Raw genomic sequence first — 17,358 nt, 5'->3', positions numbered from 1 at the left:
TAACTTCACGCCATACTTTATTCTTTTTTGGTTAACGAACTTGCGTATTTTGAAGGGAAATTCTGTGGCAAAAATTCTGTTAATGATTCTCATGGTACTTGTGCTTTTTTTGGGAGCATATACCTTCTTTGACCTCATTAATTCGCTGTGGTTGGTGCTCAGATACGAGCAGCTCAATATTTATTCAACAGGGGCGCTTTTAGGCAAAGTGGCCTTTTTCGCCTGTACGCTGGCAGCGTTTTTCTTATTTTTCCGCCTGTTCAAACGTCAACGCTGATGCGCATTGCAGGGCTCATTTCTTCGATTTGCAAGGCAGAATATCAGCCATCGCCGCCACAATGAGTGTGGACGCACGCTGTTTTTTTTGTTCAGCGTTAAGGTGTTCGAAATAGGGATAGAGCATTTCATACCGGGAATTGGGCAGAACCTGCCTGGACTCACACCACGCCGAACCTTCCGTGCTATCCAATACGCCCAGCAGATAAAGGGTAGCTTTAATGCGTTCACGCTCATTCGTTTTTGATAACCAGGCGTTGGCGAAGCGTTCAGCACTTAAGTTGAAATCATGCCCTGTCAGGAGCTCAGGATCGCGCGGGAATACACGGGTGTCGTCGTACGGTAATGCCTTCGCACTCGGGTATTCGAAGGTTTCGGCCTGCGCCGTATATACCGTGCAGATCGAGAGAAAAAGAGTGACCAGCGTTGAGAGTTTTTTCATCACATATCCTTAAAGACGAATGAGGCGGCGGCCCGTTGCGATACCAGGCGTCATTTCGTGCGCGGGAACAAGCCAATGAAGCTACGTTCAGCGCCCTAAGGTTAATGCGCCACGCAGCACCCTGCAATGCAAGGGGGAAAGCGGCAAGGTAAATTGTCTGTAAGCGCGCAAAATGCCACATCCAACACGCTACGCTTCGCAAATTCGACTAAGGTTTTCACAAGGTTGGCTATAGCGGCCCCGCTTTTACCTGCTAAGGAGAACACTTGATGACCAGACCTTATTTGCGCCGTCAGCGCACGCTATATCTTGCAATGCACCTCGCACTGGGTGGTGCCCTGCTTTCTCTCCTCCCCTCGGCCTTCGCCGCAGAACAACAAAACATTAAGCCGTCACCGGACATTTTGCTGGGGCCGCTCTTTAGTGATGTGCAAAGCGCTAAACTCTTTCCCGATCAAAAAACCTTTGCTGATGCCGTGCCCAAAGGCGATCCGCTGATGATCCTTGCGGATTACCGGATGCAACGGAATCAAACCAGCTTTGATTTGCGCCATTTTGTTAACGTCAATTTCGACTTACCCAAAGAAGGCGAGAAGTATGTGCCGCCCGAAGGGCAAAACCTGCGTGAACATATTGATGGCCTGTGGACCGTTTTGACCCGTACCACCGATCACGCCAGCAAATGGGATTCACTTCTGCCGCTGCCGCAACCGTATGTGGTGCCCGGCGGGCGTTTTCGTGAGGTCTACTACTGGGATAGCTACTTCACCATGCTCGGCCTGGCTGAAAGCGGCCACTGGGACAAAATCGAAGACATGGTGGCGAACTTCGCCTATGAAATCGACAGTTGGGGACATATTCCCAATGGTAACCGCAGCTATTATCTGAGCCGTTCTCAGCCGCCGTTCTTTGCCTTTATGGTGGAATTGCTGGCCAGTAAAAAAGGCGATGAGGTGCTGAAAACCTATTTGCCGCAACTGGAAAAAGAGTATCAGTACTGGATGGAAGGGGCGGATAGCCTGCAGAATGGCGAAGCGAATAAGCGGGTCGTCAAACTGGAAGACGGTTCAGTGCTGAACCGATACTGGGATGATAAAGATACTCCGCGCCCGGAATCCTGGCTGGATGACGTCACCACGGCGAAAAACAATCCTAATCGCCCTGCGACCGAAATTTATCGCGATCTGCGCTCTGCCGCCGCATCGGGCTGGGACTTCAGTTCACGCTGGATGGATGACCCGAATCAATTGGGTTCGATTCGCACCACCAGCATCGTGCCGGTCGACTTGAATGCGCTGATGTTCAAACTGGAGAAAATGATTGCTCGCGCAAGCCAGGCGTCGGGTGACAGCGCCAAAGCCAGCAAGTTTGAAGCGCTTGCCAGCGCACGGCAGAAAGGGATGGAAGCCAACCTGTGGAATGATAAAGACGGCTGGTATGCCGATTACGACCTGAAGACCAGGAAGGTGCGTAATCAGCTGACCGCTGCGGCCCTCTTCCCGCTGTATGTGAACGCCGCCGCCAAAGACCGTGCAGACAAGGTGGCCACCGCTACGCAGGCCCGTTTGCTGAAGCAGGGGGGAATTTCTACCACCACCGTGAACAGCGGTCAGCAATGGGATGCGCCAAACGGCTGGGCGCCGCTCCAGTGGGTCGCCACCGCCGGGTTGCAGAATTACAATCACAAGAAACTGGCGATGGATGTGACCTGGCGCTTCCTTTCTAACGTTCAACACACTTATGACCGCGAGAAGAAGCTGGTGGAGAAATATGATGTCAGTACCACCGGAACCGGCGGTGGCGGTGGCGAATATCCGTTGCAGGATGGTTTTGGCTGGACGAACGGCGTCACTCTGATGATGCTCGATTTAGTCTGCCCGAAAGAAAACCCTTGTGACAGCCTGCCTGCCACCCAGCCCGTTACCGACGCGGCAACCACGCAACAACCCGCAGCACAGAAAGTGGCGCAGTAAAGAAAGCAAAACCCGGCAGATTTGCATCTGCCGGGTTTATTCTCAAAAGGGTTTGAGGCGGGAAATAACTCAGTCCCGGCGAATCATCCTGAATACGGCCAGCACCACAATCGCACCTACCACTGCTACAGCGAAACTACGGATATCGAAGCCTGTAACATCGCCGCCCATGCCAAACATCGTGGCCAGCCAGCCACCGACGACCGCACCGACTATCCCCAGAATAGACGTTAAAATAAAGCCGCCGCCATCTCGTCCCGGCATGATGAACTTAGCTATAATTCCGGCGATGAGGCCAAATACAATCCACGCGATGATGCCCATTTTGCTCTCTCCTGCTCAAACGTCATACAACTGCGTCGACCACCATGGCGACGCGTTGCGTTAAGTATAGGCTATAGAGCGAAAACTGATTTCTTCTCACGGACTTAATCGAAACTTTTGTAAAAATAATTTCGCTTTTGTCTGAAGTAATTTCGGCAAATGCCGATAGACAATCCAGACGGTCTGTCAGTTACCAAGGAGCCTTTCGGCGTGAGTAAGTACAGTGAGCAGTTCCTGAAAAATAACCCCTTAGCGGTGCTTGGTGTGATTCGCGACCTGCAGAAGCATCAGGTCCCGGTGCGTATCACCTGGGCAAGTGGTCAGTTCATCAGTAAGATTCTCGACGTGAGCCCTGATGCCCTGATCATGGACTTTGGCAGTCAGGAGTTTGAAAATACGTCCGTCCAGCGCGCCGATAAGGTGACAGTGTCTGCCGAAACCCAGGGGGCGAAGGTGGAATTTACGCTGCCAAAGCTTGAGAGTGGTATCTGGCAGTCCCTGCCCGCTTTCATTACGCCGCTGCCCGACTCACTGTTCTTCATTCAACGCCGCGAGTATTTCCGCATCAATGCGCCGCTGCACCCGGCCTATTTTTGTAAAGCATTATTGCCTAACAAAGCCGAACTCCGTTTTCGTCTCTTCGATCTCTCGCTGGGTGGCATGGGCGCACTGCTGGATGGCGTATTACCCGAAGGGTTACAGGCGGGGATGCGTTTTTCGCAGATTGAACTGGACATGGCGTCCTGGGGGCAGTTCTATTTTGATGCTCAGCTGATCGCGATTGGCGAACGTAAGGTGGTGGATGGCAAGAATGAGACCATTACCACGCCCCGACTGAGTTTCCGTTTCCTGAACGTCAGCCCGGGCGTCGAACGCGAACTCCAGCGCATTATCTTTTCGCTGGAGCGCGAGGCGCGCGAACGCGCCAGTCGGGTGCGATAATCACATCGCATCCATCGCTTTTTGTACTTTCCAGATATAGCGCGGCGCCTGAGGCGCAGGGTGGTTATCCACGATGTGTTCGAAGAATTCGTTCGCGCTCAAATCATTGATCTCATTGATGGCCTTTTTCCTGTCTGACGAAAACGTTCTGAGCAACGCCCCCGCGCCGTTGACGTAAGAGACCACCAGGGCATACTGCATCACCTCGGGATTTTTGATTCCGGCAAGCGGGCCGTGTTCCAGAATACTCAGATAAGCGGCACCCATCGAAATATTACGCTCCGGATTTTTCAGCTCACTGGTGGTCGGCTCCCCTTTCCAGCCCATGCGCTGATACACTTCACGTCCGGCCGTGGAGGCCTTCAGTTGCATTAAGCCAACAGCGTTAGATTTACTCACCAGCGTCGGATTACCGCCGGACTCAACGGCAATCATGGCCGTAATCAGTCGTGGGCTTACCCCCCAGGCAGCGCCTGCTTTTTGACTGATGGGCATCCACTGCATCGCCCGTTTTACCGGCACTTCCGGATTCCAGTCCGGGTTACGGTAATCTTGTTTTGAGCTACAGCCCGCCAGCAATACCACTAAAAAAGCAAACCATCTTAATTTCACACGCAATCCTTCTATGGTGAACGCATCTCTACGGATGACAACGAACAAGGTTAGCGGCATGATAACCGTTTCCGATCAGATGTCAGCAAGGAATTGCCATGTCCAGGTTTCATTTGGTAGCCCCCTCCGGCTATTGCATTAATCAGTCTGCCGCAGCACTTGGGGTTCAACGACTGGAGGCAATGGGACACCAGGTGGACAATCGCCAGGTGATCGCCCGCCGGGACCAGCGCTTTGCCGGATCTGACGCGGAGCGCGTACACGACCTGAATGCGCTTATTGAACTAGACGAGGCCGATGTCATTGTCCTGCCCGTCCGTGGCGGCTATGGGGCCAGTCGCTTGCTTGAGCAGGTCGACTGGCAGGGGCTGATTGCCCGTCAGCGCTCTCACCCGCTTCTCATTTGTGGTCACAGCGATTTCACCGCCTTTCAGTTAGGCTTACTGTCGCTTGGTAACGTCATTACCTTTAGCGGCCCGATGCTGGCGGGTAATTTTGGCGCTCCGACGCTGAATGACTTCACGCTGGATCATTTCTGGCGAGCACTGCGCAATGAAACCTTCACCGTCGAGTGGAACGGTCAGGGGCCGCGCTGCCAGGCTGAGGGTACCCTGTGGGGGGGAAATCTGGCGATGCTTAACTCACTGCTGGGTACGCCCTGGTTCCCGACCATCGATGGCGGCATCCTGGTGGTGGAAGACATCAACGAACATCCTTTCCGGGTAGAACGCATGCTGTTGCAACTGCTGCATAGTGGAGTGCTCGCTCGCCAGAATGCCTTAATTCTGGGGAGTTTCAGTGGTTCTGAACCGAATGACTACGATGCAGGCTACACTTTAATGACCATGGTGGACTACCTGAGAAGCCGATTGACCATCCCGGTGTTAACGGGACTGGCGTTTGGCCACGAACAGCAAACGGTCACTCTGCCATTGGGTGCGCAGGCAGTGCTGCGTCATGATGAATATGCGCAACTGACGCTGAGCGGGCATCCTGTGCTGTCGGCATAAAAAAATTATTCATCTGGCTTATTAATTCAACTTTTCTGCCGTTAATATAAAGGGGTTTTGCAACCCGCGCCCTGCTGTGCGTCAGACGCACCCGGGGGGCGGGAATTATAGAGAATGACGTCGAGAGGAGAAGCACGACATTGGACGCTGAGGCGGTAATTAGTCTGTTTATTTTGGGTTCAGTACTTGTAACCTGCAGTATTTTATTAAGTTCGTTTTCTTCCCGTCTCGGTATTCCTATCCTGGTTATCTTCCTTGCCATTGGTATGCTGGCAGGTATTGATGGTATCGGCGGTATTCCGTTCGACAATTATCCCTTCGCGTACATGGTCAGTAACCTGGCGCTGGCGGTGATCCTGCTGGATGGCGGCATGCGCACGCAGGCCAGCTCCTTTCGGGTTGCGCTCGGACCGGCGTTGTCGCTGGCGACGATCGGCGTGCTTATCACCTCCGGCCTGACCGGCATGATGGCGGCCTGGCTATTTCATCTCGACTTAATTGAAGGGCTGCTGATTGGGGCGATTGTTGGCTCCACGGATGCGGCGGCAGTGTTCTCGCTGCTCGGCGGCAAAGGACTTAACGAACGCGTCGGGGCCACCCTTGAGATAGAGTCCGGTAGCAACGATCCGATGGCCGTCTTCTTGACCATCACCCTGATTGAAATGATTCAACAGCATAATCTGGGATTAAGCTGGACGTTTGCGCTACACATCGTGCAGGAGTTTGGCCTCGGGATACTGGTCGGACTGGGCGGTGGTTATCTGCTCCTGCAAATGATAAACCGTATCGACCTGCCCGCCGGGCTCTACCCCTTACTGGCGTTGAGCGGCGGTATCCTGGTGTTTGCTGTCACCACCGCCATTGAAGGTAGCGGTATCCTGGCGGTCTACCTGTGCGGTTTTGTGCTGGGCAACCGTCCGATTCGCAACCGCTTTGCCATTCAGCAAAATTTCGACGGTCTGGCCTGGCTGGCGCAAATTGGCATGTTCCTGGTGCTGGGTCTGCTGGTCACACCGTCCGATCTGCTGCCGATTGCTATCCCGGCGCTGATCCTCTCCGCATGGATGATTTTTGTCGCCCGACCGTTGTCGGTTTTCGCCGGACTGTTGCCCTTCCGCGGTTTCAATTTGCGTGAGCGTATTTTCATCAGTTGGGTGGGGCTGCGCGGCGCGGTGCCGATCATTCTTGCGGTTTTCCCGATGATGGCCGGGCTCGATCATGCTCGCCTGTTCTTTAACCTCGCCTTCTTCGTGGTGCTGGTTTCTCTGTTGTTCCAGGGAACGTCCCTCTCCTGGGCGGCAAAAAAGGCGAAGGTGGTGGTGCCTCCGGTGGGGATGCCCGTCTCCCGTTTGGGGCTGGATATTCACCCGGAAAACCCGTGGGAGCAGTTTGTATACCAGCTCAGCGCCGATAAATGGTGTGTAGGTGCGGCGCTGCGTGATTTACATATGCCCGCAGAGACACGCATTGCGGCGCTGTTTCGTGACAATGTGCTGTTGCACCCCAGCGGCAGCACCCGTCTGCGTGAAGGGGACGTACTCTGCGTGATTGGCCGCGAGCGCGACCTGCCAGCGCTCGGTAAGCTCTTTAGCCAGACGCCGCCTGTCGCACTGGATCAGCGTTTCTTCGGTGATTTTATTCTTGAGGCTAACGCTAAATTTGCCGATGTCGCACTGATTTACGGACTGGAAGAGGGGCTGGAGTATCGCGACAAGCAGCAAACGCTCGGCGAGATTGTTCAGCAACTGCTGGGGGCGGCCCCGGTAGTGGGCGACCAGGTAGAATTTGCCGGTATGGTCTGGACGGTGGCTGAAAAAGCGGAGAACGCCGTATCGAAGGTTGGGGTGCGGGTCGCGGAGGAAGAGGCGGAATAACCACCTCACGTTAGGTTACAGTGTCACAACAGGCACGCGGGGGGCCAGAGCGCACATGAGCTCATAGCCCACCGTGCCTGCCGAAGCAGCAACTTCGTCAATCTTCACTTCATTTCCCCACAATTCCACAGGGGTTCCGATACCCGCTTGCGGACAGGGCGTTAAGTCTACCGCCAGCATGTCCATGGAGATGGCTCCCACCGTACCGGTTCGAACCCCATCCACCAGCACTGGCGTTCCGTTCGCGGCAAGGCGCGGATAACCGTCTGCGTAGCCGCAGGCGACAATTCCGATGCGCTGCTCACCGCGGGCAGAATAACGACTTCCGTAACCGACGCTGTCTCCGGCCTGTAAGGTCTGTACACCGATTATCTGGCTGGACAGGGTCATGACCGGGCGAATGCCACTGTTGGCGACATCCTGCCACTGCCCTGAAGGTGACGCACCGTAAAGCACGATGCCGGGCCGTACCCAGTCCGCATGGACTTCCGGGAGCCAGAGTGTGGCGGCTGAATTAGAGAAAGAACATGCACACTCCAGCCCTTCTGTTGCGCGGGCAATCCGTTCTTTCGCCTCGGTGATGCCATCAGGCAGTTCGGCGTTGGCGAAATGGGCCATTAAGGTAATGTCACCCACATTCTTTAGCTCACGAAGCTGACGCCAGATGCTCTGCACCCGCTCAGGCTGAAAGCCCAGCCGGTTCATGCCGCTGTTCATCTTGAGGTAAACATCCAGCGGCGCATGAAGCTGCGCATCCTGCAAAACTTTGAGTTGCCAGTTACTGTGAATACTGGTGGTGAGCCGGTATTTATCAAACAGCGGCAGTTCATCGGCATGGAAAAAGCCTTCAAGCATCAGGATGGGGCCTTTCCACCCGCGTTCTCGCAGCAGTATGGCCTCTTCAAGGTTTAACAGTGCAAAACCATCCGTGCCTTCCAGCGCCCGCCAGATCCGGTCAATGCCGTGACCGTAAGCATTGGCTTTTACCACCGACCAGATGCGCGACGTGGGTGCCGCACGGCGAACTGTCAGCAAATTGTGGCGCAATGCCTGCAAATCGATCGCGGCCTGTACGGGACGTGACATGCGTTCTCCTTGTTTCAGTTGTGCGCGCCGTGTAACTGCTGCTCATGGCGCCCGGGCGTGAAACCCGGTAGGTATCGGGCCACGCTTAAATCCTCCCACGGAATCGCCGGCGTTCGCCCTGAGATCAGGTCGCTGAGCAATTGCCCTGAACCACAAGCCATTGTCCAGCCGAGGGTGCCATGACCCGTGTTCAACCACAGATTCTTAAACGGCGAACGGCCAACAATAGGCGTACCGTCCGGGGTCATTGGGCGCAGCCCGGTCCAGAATGTGGCCTGTTCAACATGACCGCCTTGCGGGAACAGATCTTTTACCACCATTTCCAGCGTTGCGCGCCGGGGTTCTCGTAACAGGGTGTTAAAGCCAACAATCTCCGCCATGCCCCCGACACGGATGCGTTTATCGAAGCGGGTGATGGCAATTTTGTAGGTTTCATCGAGGATAGTTGAAACAGGCGCCCCCGCCTCATCCGCAATGGGTAGAGTGAGCGAATACCCTTTCAAAGGGTAAACAGGAATATCGACAATGCCGTTGAGCATGGCGGTCGAATAAGAGCCAAAAGCCATCACATAGGCATCTGCTTTGATGACCTCATCCCCACACTTCACACCGTAGATTTGCCCGCTCTCATACAGCAGGCGATCGACCGGAGTGTTAAAGCGGAACGTGACCCCTTCTCGCGCCACCATGTCAGCCAGGTTCTGCGTGAACAGCTGGCAGTCGCCGGTTTCGTCATTGGGTAAACGCAAGCCACCGCTGAGCTTATGAGAGACCGAAGCCAGCGCCGGTTCGACCTCAGCCAGACGGGCTGACTCCAGAAGCTGGTAAGGGACGCCCGCCTCTTCAAGCACGGCGATATCGCGGGTCGCATTTTCGTACTGTTCGGCGGTTCGGAAGAGTTGTAACGTGCCCCCCTGCCGCCCTTCATACTGGATATGGGTGGTGTCACGCAGCAGCTTAAGGCAGTCGCGGCTGTACTCCGCCAGCCGCACCATGCGCCCTTTGTTTTCCATGTAGTGGCGCGTGTCGCAGTTGCGCAGCATCTGCCACATCCACTTAAGCTGAGACGGTGTGCCATCGAGGCTAATCGCCAGCGGCGCATGACGCTGGAACATCCATTTAATGGCCTTTAAGGGTACGCCGGGTGCCGCCCAGGGTGCAGCGTAGCCCGGTGAAATTTGTCCTGCGTTGGCGGCGCTGGTTTGTAGCGCTGGCCCCGGCTCCCTGTCGATAACCGTCACCTCGTGACCCGCCTGGCGTAAATACCACGCGCTGGTGATGCCCACCACGCCTCCTCCCAGTACGACAACTCGCATAGCCTGCTCCCATGAGTAAAGCACAATCATCTGATTACAAATTGATAACCCAGATGAAAATGTTATTCAACATATGGCTTTTTTATGGTGATATTTCTCACATCTTTCAGTAAATAAAGGTATTGGCTCAGCTGGCATCTCCTGCTGCGCGCTCTTTTGCCATAGCATAAAATGCTGGCCTTACCGGCATTACACCCCTGTTCACCACTGGAAATCGTGAAGTAAAAGCGACGCGCTAACCCACAGTTTTTATTGCGTGTTCTATCATTGAAATGAGACCTTCCATACAGAGAAGGTTGTTCACAATGAGGGCGCGCTAATGGCTACATTTGATTCCATGAATAAGGATTCTGTACGTCTCAGTGATGGACCTGACTGGACCTTCGAACTACTGGATGTCTATCTCGCCGAAATCGACCGGGTGGCAAAGCTCTACCGCCTCGATACCTACCCCCATCAAATCGAAGTGATTACCTCCGAGCAGATGATGGACGCCTACTCCAGCGTCGGGATGCCCATTAACTATCCGCACTGGTCATTTGGTAAAAAATTTATCGAAACGGAGCGTCTCTACAAGCACGGCCAGCAAGGTCTGGCGTATGAGATTGTCATTAACTCCAACCCGTGCATTGCTTACCTGATGGAAGAGAACACCATTACCATGCAGGCGCTGGTCATGGCGCATGCCTGTTACGGTCACAACTCTTTCTTTAAAAATAACTACTTATTCCGCAGCTGGACGGACGCCAGCTCCATCGTCGACTATCTGATTTTTGCCCGTAATTACATCACTGACTGCGAAGAGCGCTATGGCGTAGAAGAAGTCGAAAAACTGCTCGATTCATGCCATGCCTTAATGAATTACGGCGTCGACCGTTATAAACGCCCGCAAAAAATCTCGCTGCAGGAAGAAAAAGCGCGGCAAAAAAGCCGTGAAGAGTATCTGCAAAGCCAGGTGAACACGCTGTGGCGTACCTTGCCGAAGCGTGAAGAAGAGAGAGCCGTCGTGGAAGCGCGTCGCTACCCTTCCGAGCCGCAGGAAAACTTGCTCTATTTCATGGAGAAGAACGCGCCGTTACTGGAGCCCTGGCAGCGTGAGATTTTGCGTATTGTGCGCAAGGTCAGTCAGTACTTTTACCCGCAGAAACAGACCCAGGTGATGAACGAAGGCTGGGCCACCTTCTGGCACTACACCATCCTCAATCATCTGTACGACGAAGGCAAAGTAACCGACCGCTTTATGCTGGAGTTTTTACATAGCCACACAAATGTCGTGTTCCAGCCCCCCTATAACAGTCCGTGGTACAGCGGTATTAACCCGTATGCCCTGGGCTTTGCCATGTTCCAGGATATCAAACGCATCTGTCAGACGCCGACGGAGGAAGACAAATACTGGTTCCCGGATATTGCCGGTTCTGACTGGTTGGAGACGCTGCATTTCGCGATGCGCGACTTTAAAGATGAAAGTTTTATCAGCCAGTTCCTGTCGCCAAAAGTGATGCGTGATTTCCGCCTGTTCACCGTGCTGGATGACGATCGCAATAACTATCTGGAGATTGCCGCTATTCACAATGAAGATGGCTACCGGGAGATCCGCAACAAGCTGTCGTCACAGTACAATCTGAGTAACCTGGAGCCGAATATCCAGGTGTGGAATGTGGATCTGCGCGGCGATCGGTCGCTGACGTTGCGCTATATCCCGCACAATCGGGCCCCCCTGGATAAAGGGCGCCGGGAGGTCCTTAAACATGTTCACCGTTTATGGGGCTTTGATGTGACACTGGAGCAGCAAAATGAAGATGGCAGCGTGGAGTTACTGGACCGTTGCCCTGCCCGCAATAACTCACTCTGATGCCATAAAAAAACCCCTCTGGCTTCGGAGGGGTTTTGTTTGCTTATCGCCCGTGCATGACTAAATCGCCCGGCAGATTTTTATGCATTCGCTGCCAAATCTCACCGCTGTCATGACCGTATTTACGCACGGTTTCATATACCTGATCGTGCAGTTTTTGTTCACACAATTCAACCAGACGATGATAGAAGCCAAGGGCCAGACTGCGCGCCTCCGGGCTGGCAAAGTAATGGCGGCCGATACGGGTGTAAAGCCCTTTCATCCCGTTCAGAATCAAACCGTAGATCGGGTTGCCGGATGCAAATGCCAGGCCGCGGAAAATGTTGTAATCCAGTTCAGCAAAGGCATCGCCGTGATCGTCCACTTCGCGCGTTTTCGCCAGCACTTCCAGCGCCTGGTCAGGGTGCTGACGGAAGGCAGTGCGAATAAAGATCGTCGCGATATTGGTACGTACTGACAGGAGATTGTCGATCAGCTGCGGAACGCTCTCATGATCCAGACGTGCCAGTGTTTCCAGAATATTCAGCCCTGAGGTTTCCCAAAAGTTATTAACTTTCGTCGGCTTACCATGCTGAATCGTCAGCCAGCCATCGCGGGCTAAACGCTGTAACACTTCACGCAGGGTGGTACGAGTGACGCCAATCAGTTCGGAAAGTTCGCGTTCAGCTGGAAGAATCGACCCCGGAGGGAAGCGGTTATTCCAGATACTTTCGATGATGTACTCTTCCGCGAAACCCGCCGGGCTCTGCGCCTTTATGACCATAGTGAGATTTCCATTAAACAACATAAGCAAATATCACTCATCATACCAGACCCATTAAGGGGCAGATAGCACAGGGGGTGAAGAAAAAGGGGATCGGCTGCCCATTTTAAAAGATTCACCTCGCTTATCTGTGCATCAATCTACACACCGGGAAAAGGCCCTGCGGCGCCGGGTTAGTTAACGTTTTTTGCAAAAACTACGTTAGCTTTAGCGCTTTAATTACATACTTTGCGAAACCCTTTAACCTGACGACGGATAAACATCCAATTACGTATTATTTTCTTTGGTGATAGTGGCTTGCGATGTGAATTCGTTTACACTGCGTTTTCTAAGCGTGTCCCAGGGAATTGATTATGTTGCGATACTTAAACAAGTGCTCACGCGGGCGCGGCGCCTGGCTGTTAATGGCGTTTACCGCGCTGGCGCTTGAACTTGCGGCGCTGTGGTTCCAGCACGTCATGCTGTTGAAACCATGCGTATTATGTATATATGAGCGTTCGGCTCTGTTTGGCGTGATGGGTGCGGGCCTGGTTGGCGCGATCGCGCCGAAAACGCCACTGCGCTATGTGGCGATTGTTATCTGGTTATACAGCGCCTGGCGTGGTATCCAGTTAGCCTATGAGCATACGATGATTCAGCTTCATCCCTCTCCATTTATGACCTGCGATTTCGCGGCCCGTTTCCCGACATGGCTGCCGCTGGATAAATGGCTACCCCAGATTTTTGTTGCCTCTGGTGACTGTGCTGAAAAACAGTGGCAGTTCCTGTCGCTGGAAATGCCCCAATGGCTGCTGGGTATCTTTGTTGCCTACTTAGCGATAGCCGTCCTGGTGCTGATTGCTCAGCCCTTCAAACCGAAAAAACGCGACCTGTTTGGTCGTTGAGAAAAGCGCCTCAGGGCGCTTTTTTTAGTTCAATTGCGATTCATTTTCATAAGGTGTATTTTAAATGCAGCTTATAGAGGAGGTTTTTATGTCGCATTTACGTATTCCTGCTAACTGGAAAGTGAAACGCTCTACGCCTTTCTTCACTAAAGAAAATGTGCCGGCGGCCTTGCTATCACATCACAACACCGCGGCCGGGGTATTCGGGCAACTGGTGGTGATGGAAGGCACGGTAACCTATTTTGGTTTTGCTAACGAACAGGCAACCGAGCATGAGGTGAAGGTGATGATCAATGCCGGTCAGTTCGCCACCAGCCCACCGCAATACTGGCATCGCATCGAATTAAGCGACGATGCGCAGTTTAATATCAACTTCTGGGTGGAAGACGATAACGGCAGCGATGAACTGTTCCACGCTAAAAAGGCGTAACGGTTTTATTGCGCCCAGTCCGGCTTGTTTAAAATATGGTCCTGCCAGTCACGCACGTCGGACTCTTTGACCGCAATATGTCGTACCGTGATGCGCTGTTTATGCATCATCTCTTTTGAGCCGGTACGCAGCGGGTGCCAGACGGGCAGCGTGCTGCCTTCCGCCAGCAGGCGATAGGCGCAGGTGGGCGGCAGCCATTCAAAGGTCGGAAGATTGTCGCGGGTGAGCTTGATACAGTCCGGCTCATACTCAAAACGCCGTTCGTAGTTCTTACACTGGCAGGTTTTGATATTGAGCTGGCGGCAGGCGACGTTGGTGAAGTAGATTTCGTCCGTATCTTCATCCATGAGTTTATGCAGGCAACACTGACCACATCCGTCACACAGCGATTCCCACTCCGCATCCGTCATTTGATCCAGCGTTTTGCTTTGCCAGAAAGGTGTGTCGTTCATAAGTCTGTTCGCCATTTAAAACCAGGGAGCACCTTATAACCAGTCTGGCAGGGGGATGCAAGTTTTGCCGCCCTTTTTGGCGGCAAAGGCACTCAGAGGACGCGAGTGTTCAGTGAAAGGCCGTTAAAACTGACCTCCAGTTCGTCACCACTTTGCAGTGGCCCTACGCCATCCGGCGTTCCGGTCAGCACGACGTCACCCGCCTTCAAGGTGAAGTACCGGCTCATATACGCAATCAGCGGGACGATTTTGTGGATCATATCGGCGGTCGTGCCCTGCTGACGAACCTCGCCATTCACTTTCAGGCCGAGCGACGTATTTTGTGGGTCGCTGGTAAATTCAGCGGCGGGGATGAAACCGGAAATCGGGCAGGAATTATCAAAGCCTTTGGCTTTTTCCCACGGTTGCCCTGCTTTCTTCATCTTCCCCTGCAGGTCGCGCAGGGTGAGATCCAGCGCAACGCCATAGCCAGCGATAGCTTTCAGAACATGTTCTTCGGTCGCCTGACGCAGGGTTGAACCGATCAACACGGCCAGTTCCACTTCATGATGTACCGATCCAAAATCTTGCGGCAGGGCCAGCGGCTGGCGTAAGTCGCACAGCGCCGTTTCAGGCTTAATAAAGAGCACCGGCTCTTCCGGCGTGGCGCTCCCCATTTCCTTAATATGTTTGGCGTAGTTACTGCCCACGCAAACCACCTTGCTCACCGGGTAATCCAGCAGTGCGCCCTGCCAGTTATGATGCTGATACATGTTTTTCCCCTAAGTAACACATTGAAGATGAGAGAAAAATGACTATCCGCGCCACCTGAAAGTTTGTCAAATGCCAAACAGTGTCTACAAAGGGCCGTTGAGAAATAAGGAATGTGGCGGAATCGTTCCACCACATTGATAACTGGCGGGATTAGCTGCTTAAAGAAATATGCTGTTTTAACAAATCTTCCGGCGGCGGAGGCAGTTGTAAATAAAAGCCCTGCTCGCTCAATGCGGCTTTCACTTTTTCCAGATCGGCATTCGCCAGTTTTTTTCGACCATCCAGTGGCAGGATCATTGCCAGCTGTGGGCGACCAAAGCTTTTCATTAATTCTGGCGGCACACGGCTAAAATCGTCTTTTTTTTCGACATACAGATATGTCTCATCACGCAGGGAACTTCGGTAGATCACACAAAACATACTTAATTACTCTGAATTAATGGGTGGTTACTTGCCTGAATATAATAGTGACTATAACATGCTTGATAGTCTTCGGAATATCACTCGGTTGGCAGTGATAATAGCAAAATGAGTAAGGTCAGGATGTCAAACACGCCCATCGAGCTAAAAGGCAGTAGTTTTACCTTATCAGTGGTTCATTTGCATGATGCAAAGCCCGAGGTTATTCGCCAGGCATTAGAAGACAAAATCGCTCAGGCACCCGCTTTTTTAAAACATGCCCCCATTGTTATTAATGTTTCCGATCTTATTAGCCCGGTTAACTGGCCGCAATTGCAAAAAGCCATTCTGGCGACGGGGTTACGTATTGTCGGCATCAGCGGCTGTCACGACAGCGAACTGAAAGCGGAGATTGAACGTGCAGGTCTTCCCCTGCTTACTGAGGGGAAAGAACAAGCACCGCGGCCCGCCCCTGCTCCGGTTTCAGCCCCTCCTGTTGTTGCGCCGATAACAAAAACGCGCTTGATTGATTTGCCCGTGCGTTCCGGTCAGCGAATCTATGCGCCAGACAGCGATCTTATCGTTACCAGCCATGTCAGCGCCGGTGCGGAGCTGATCGCAGATGGCAACATCCATATTTACGGCATGATGCGTGGCCGTGCGCTGGCGGGGGCAAGCGGCGCGCAGGATTCACAAATATTTTGTACTCACCTCACGGCGGAACTGGTGTCCATCGCAGGGGAATACTGGCTGAGCGATAGAATCCCGGCCGATTATTATGGCAAAGCGGCGCGTCTGCGTTTGGTGGACAACGCTTTGACTATTCAACCGTTAGATTAAGCCCTTTTAACAAGGAACTCCTATGGCACGCATTATTGTTGTTACTTCGGGTAAAGGGGGCGTTGGTAAGACAACCTCCAGCGCGGCCATCGCTACTGGTTTGGCCCAGAAGGGAAACAAGACCGTCGTTATCGACTTCGATATTGGCCTGCGTAACCTCGACCTGATTATGGGATGCGAGCGTCGTGTGGTTTATGATTTCGTCAACGTCATTCAGGGTGATGCAACGCTGAACCAGGCGTTGATCAAAGATAAGCGCACCGAGAATCTCTATATTCTCCCCGCTTCTCAGACGCGCGATAAAGACGCGCTGACCCGTGAAGGCGTCGAAAAAGTGCTGGATGAACTCAATAAAATGGATTTTGCGTTCATCATCTGCGACTCCCCGGCTGGCATTGAAACCGGTGCATTAATGGCGCTCTACTTTGCAGACGAAGCCATTATCACCACCAACCCGGAAGTGTCGTCAGTGCGCGATTCTGACCGCATCCTTGGCATTCTGGCCTCGAAATCGCGCCGCGCCGAAAACGGTCAGGACCCGATTAAAGAGCACCTGTTGTTGACCCGGTATAACCCAGGCCGCGTTAACAGGGGCGACATGCTCAGTATGGAAGATGTGCTGGAAATCCTGCGCATTAAGTTGGTTGGCGTGATCCCGGAAGATCAATCCGTGCTCCGTGCATCTAACCAGGGCGAGCCAGTTATTCTGGACGCTGCGGCTGATGCCGGTAAAGCCTACGCCGATACCGTTGATCGCCTGTTGGGAGAAGAACGCCCTTTTCGCTTCATTGAAGAAGAGAAGAAAGGTTTCCTCAAACGCCTGTTCGGAGGATAAGTTATGGCATTACTCGACTTTTTTCTCTCAAGAAAAAAGAACACCGCCAACATCGCGAAAGAGCGTCTGCAAATTATTGTTGCTGAACGTCGCCGAAGCGATGCAGAACCACATTATTTGCCGCAGCTGAAACGCGATATTCTGGAAGTCATTTGTAAGTACGTACAAATCGATCCGGAGATGGTCACAGTTCAGCTCGAGCAAAAAGGTGATGATATTTCCATTCTGGAACTTAACGTCACCCTTCCTGAACCGGAAGAGACAAAATAATATCGTCGGTAATTTGGTTTACGTG

The 17,358-nt window shown here is 53.1% G+C and carries 19 protein-coding genes and 2 pseudogenes; 11 read left to right on the top strand and 10 right to left on the bottom strand.

Annotation, left to right across the window (positions count from 1 at the left end):
• Window positions 1–64 precede the first annotated feature (64 nt).
• Window positions 65–277 (top strand): hypothetical protein, encoded by a 213-nt coding sequence (locus ACUY4Q_RS10355; protein WP_458046929.1) that lies wholly within the window; start codon window positions 65–67, stop codon window positions 275–277.
• A 15-nt stretch (window positions 278–292) separates the two neighbouring features.
• Here the strand turns inward: ACUY4Q_RS10355 and ACUY4Q_RS10350 are convergent, their stop codons facing one another.
• Window positions 293–718 (bottom strand): Rap1a/Tai family immunity protein, encoded by a 426-nt coding sequence (locus ACUY4Q_RS10350; RefSeq protein WP_458046928.1) that lies wholly within the window; start codon window positions 716–718, stop codon window positions 293–295.
• A 269-nt stretch (window positions 719–987) separates the two neighbouring features.
• On the opposite strand from ACUY4Q_RS10350, the gene ACUY4Q_RS10345 reads away from it, so the two are divergent.
• The gene (locus ACUY4Q_RS10345; protein ID WP_458046927.1) at window positions 988–2,691 is read left to right on the top strand and encodes an alpha,alpha-trehalase; all 1,704 of its coding nucleotides are present in this window, start codon (window positions 988–990) and stop codon (window positions 2,689–2,691) included.
• 69 nt (window positions 2,692–2,760) lie between these two features.
• On the opposite strand, the gene ACUY4Q_RS10340 is transcribed toward ACUY4Q_RS10345, so the two are convergent.
• Window positions 2,761–3,015, bottom strand: coding sequence for a GlsB/YeaQ/YmgE family stress response membrane protein (locus ACUY4Q_RS10340; RefSeq protein WP_458046926.1), 255 nt, complete (start codon window positions 3,013–3,015; stop codon window positions 2,761–2,763).
• 210 nt (window positions 3,016–3,225) lie between these two features.
• Here ACUY4Q_RS10340 and ycgR point away from each other — a divergent pair, with 210 nt between their 5' ends.
• Window positions 3,226–3,957: a flagellar brake protein YcgR gene (gene ycgR / locus ACUY4Q_RS10335; RefSeq protein ID WP_458046925.1), complete on the top strand. Its 732-nt coding sequence runs from the start codon at window positions 3,226–3,228 to the stop codon at window positions 3,955–3,957.
• On the opposite strand, the gene emtA is transcribed toward ycgR, so the two are convergent.
• Window positions 3,958–4,569 (bottom strand): membrane-bound lytic murein transglycosylase EmtA, encoded by a 612-nt coding sequence (gene emtA / locus ACUY4Q_RS10330; RefSeq protein ID WP_458046924.1) that lies wholly within the window; start codon window positions 4,567–4,569, stop codon window positions 3,958–3,960. It lies immediately after the preceding gene.
• A 98-nt stretch (window positions 4,570–4,667) separates the two neighbouring features.
• Here emtA and ldcA point away from each other — a divergent pair, with 98 nt between their 5' ends.
• Window positions 4,668–5,579 (top strand): muramoyltetrapeptide carboxypeptidase, encoded by a 912-nt coding sequence (ldcA, locus tag ACUY4Q_RS10325; protein WP_458046923.1) that lies wholly within the window; start codon window positions 4,668–4,670, stop codon window positions 5,577–5,579.
• A gap of 140 nt (window positions 5,580–5,719) precedes the next feature.
• Window positions 5,720–7,387 (top strand): annotated as a pseudogene (locus tag ACUY4Q_RS10320) (potassium/proton antiporter); the annotation flags it as partial.
• 3 nt (window positions 7,388–7,390) lie between these two features.
• On the opposite strand, the pseudogene ACUY4Q_RS10315 reads toward ACUY4Q_RS10320, so the two are convergent.
• From ACUY4Q_RS10315 to ACUY4Q_RS10305, 3 genes and pseudogenes are all read right to left on the bottom strand, one after another.
• Window positions 7,391–7,462: pseudogene (locus ACUY4Q_RS10315) on the bottom strand (hypothetical protein); the annotation flags it as partial.
• 6 nt (window positions 7,463–7,468) lie between these two features.
• A complete protein-coding gene (dadX, locus tag ACUY4Q_RS10310; protein WP_458046922.1) occupies window positions 7,469–8,539 on the bottom strand; it encodes a catabolic alanine racemase DadX in 1,071 nt (356 codons plus the stop codon).
• 14 nt (window positions 8,540–8,553) lie between these two features.
• On the bottom strand, window positions 8,554–9,855 hold the full coding sequence (locus tag ACUY4Q_RS10305; protein WP_458046921.1) for a D-amino acid dehydrogenase: 1,302 nt from the start codon (window positions 9,853–9,855) through the stop codon (window positions 8,554–8,556).
• 319 nt (window positions 9,856–10,174) lie between these two features.
• Here ACUY4Q_RS10305 and ACUY4Q_RS10300 point away from each other — a divergent pair, with 319 nt between their 5' ends.
• Complete coding sequence (locus tag ACUY4Q_RS10300; protein ID WP_458046920.1) at window positions 10,175–11,707, top strand: SpoVR family protein; 1,533 nt, start codon at window positions 10,175–10,177, stop codon at window positions 11,705–11,707.
• A 43-nt stretch (window positions 11,708–11,750) separates the two neighbouring features.
• Here the strand turns inward: ACUY4Q_RS10300 and fadR are convergent, their stop codons facing one another.
• A complete protein-coding gene (fadR, locus tag ACUY4Q_RS10295) occupies window positions 11,751–12,470 on the bottom strand; it encodes a fatty acid metabolism transcriptional regulator FadR (protein WP_458046919.1) in 720 nt (239 codons plus the stop codon).
• A 353-nt stretch (window positions 12,471–12,823) separates the two neighbouring features.
• On the opposite strand from fadR, the gene dsbB reads away from it, so the two are divergent.
• Together dsbB and ACUY4Q_RS10285 are read left to right on the top strand one after the other, a co-directional pair.
• Window positions 12,824–13,354 carry a disulfide bond formation protein DsbB gene (dsbB, locus tag ACUY4Q_RS10290; RefSeq protein WP_458046918.1) on the top strand — a complete coding sequence of 177 codons (531 nt, stop codon included), beginning with the start codon at window positions 12,824–12,826 and terminating at the stop codon, window positions 13,352–13,354.
• An 88-nt stretch (window positions 13,355–13,442) separates the two neighbouring features.
• A complete protein-coding gene (locus ACUY4Q_RS10285; protein ID WP_458046917.1) occupies window positions 13,443–13,784 on the top strand; it encodes a TehB family protein in 342 nt (113 codons plus the stop codon).
• Between the two features lie 5 nt (window positions 13,785–13,789).
• Here ACUY4Q_RS10285 and ycgN read toward each other — a convergent pair whose 3' ends face one another.
• The 3 genes from ycgN to ACUY4Q_RS10270 form a co-directional block, all read right to left on the bottom strand.
• Window positions 13,790–14,236: a cysteine cluster protein YcgN gene (ycgN, locus tag ACUY4Q_RS10280; protein WP_458047311.1), complete on the bottom strand. Its 447-nt coding sequence runs from the start codon at window positions 14,234–14,236 to the stop codon at window positions 13,790–13,792.
• Window positions 14,237–14,328: 92 nt separating this feature from the next.
• Window positions 14,329–14,988, bottom strand: a complete 660-nt coding sequence (locus tag ACUY4Q_RS10275; protein WP_458046916.1) for a fumarylacetoacetate hydrolase family protein — start codon at window positions 14,986–14,988, stop codon at window positions 14,329–14,331.
• 151 nt (window positions 14,989–15,139) lie between these two features.
• Complete coding sequence (locus tag ACUY4Q_RS10270; RefSeq protein ID WP_458046915.1) at window positions 15,140–15,409, bottom strand: YcgL domain-containing protein; 270 nt, start codon at window positions 15,407–15,409, stop codon at window positions 15,140–15,142.
• Window positions 15,410–15,532: 123 nt separating this feature from the next.
• Here ACUY4Q_RS10270 and minC point away from each other — a divergent pair, with 123 nt between their 5' ends.
• The 3 genes from minC to minE are packed head-to-tail and all read left to right on the top strand — an operon-like array spanning window position 15,533 to window position 17,333.
• Window positions 15,533–16,228 (top strand): septum site-determining protein MinC, encoded by a 696-nt coding sequence (gene minC / locus ACUY4Q_RS10265; RefSeq protein ID WP_458046914.1) that lies wholly within the window; start codon window positions 15,533–15,535, stop codon window positions 16,226–16,228.
• A 22-nt stretch (window positions 16,229–16,250) separates the two neighbouring features.
• Window positions 16,251–17,063 carry a septum site-determining protein MinD gene (gene minD, locus ACUY4Q_RS10260; protein ID WP_458046913.1) on the top strand — a complete coding sequence of 271 codons (813 nt, stop codon included), beginning with the start codon at window positions 16,251–16,253 and terminating at the stop codon, window positions 17,061–17,063.
• Between the two features lie 3 nt (window positions 17,064–17,066).
• On the top strand, window positions 17,067–17,333 hold the full coding sequence (gene minE, locus ACUY4Q_RS10255) for a cell division topological specificity factor MinE (protein ID WP_437431572.1): 267 nt from the start codon (window positions 17,067–17,069) through the stop codon (window positions 17,331–17,333).
• Window positions 17,334–17,358 lie beyond the last annotated feature (25 nt).

It is taken from the genome of Phytobacter cepae (assembly GCF_054165735.1).
Note: the sequence above shows the minus strand (reverse complement) of the source record. Positions and strands in the feature narration are given on the sequence as shown.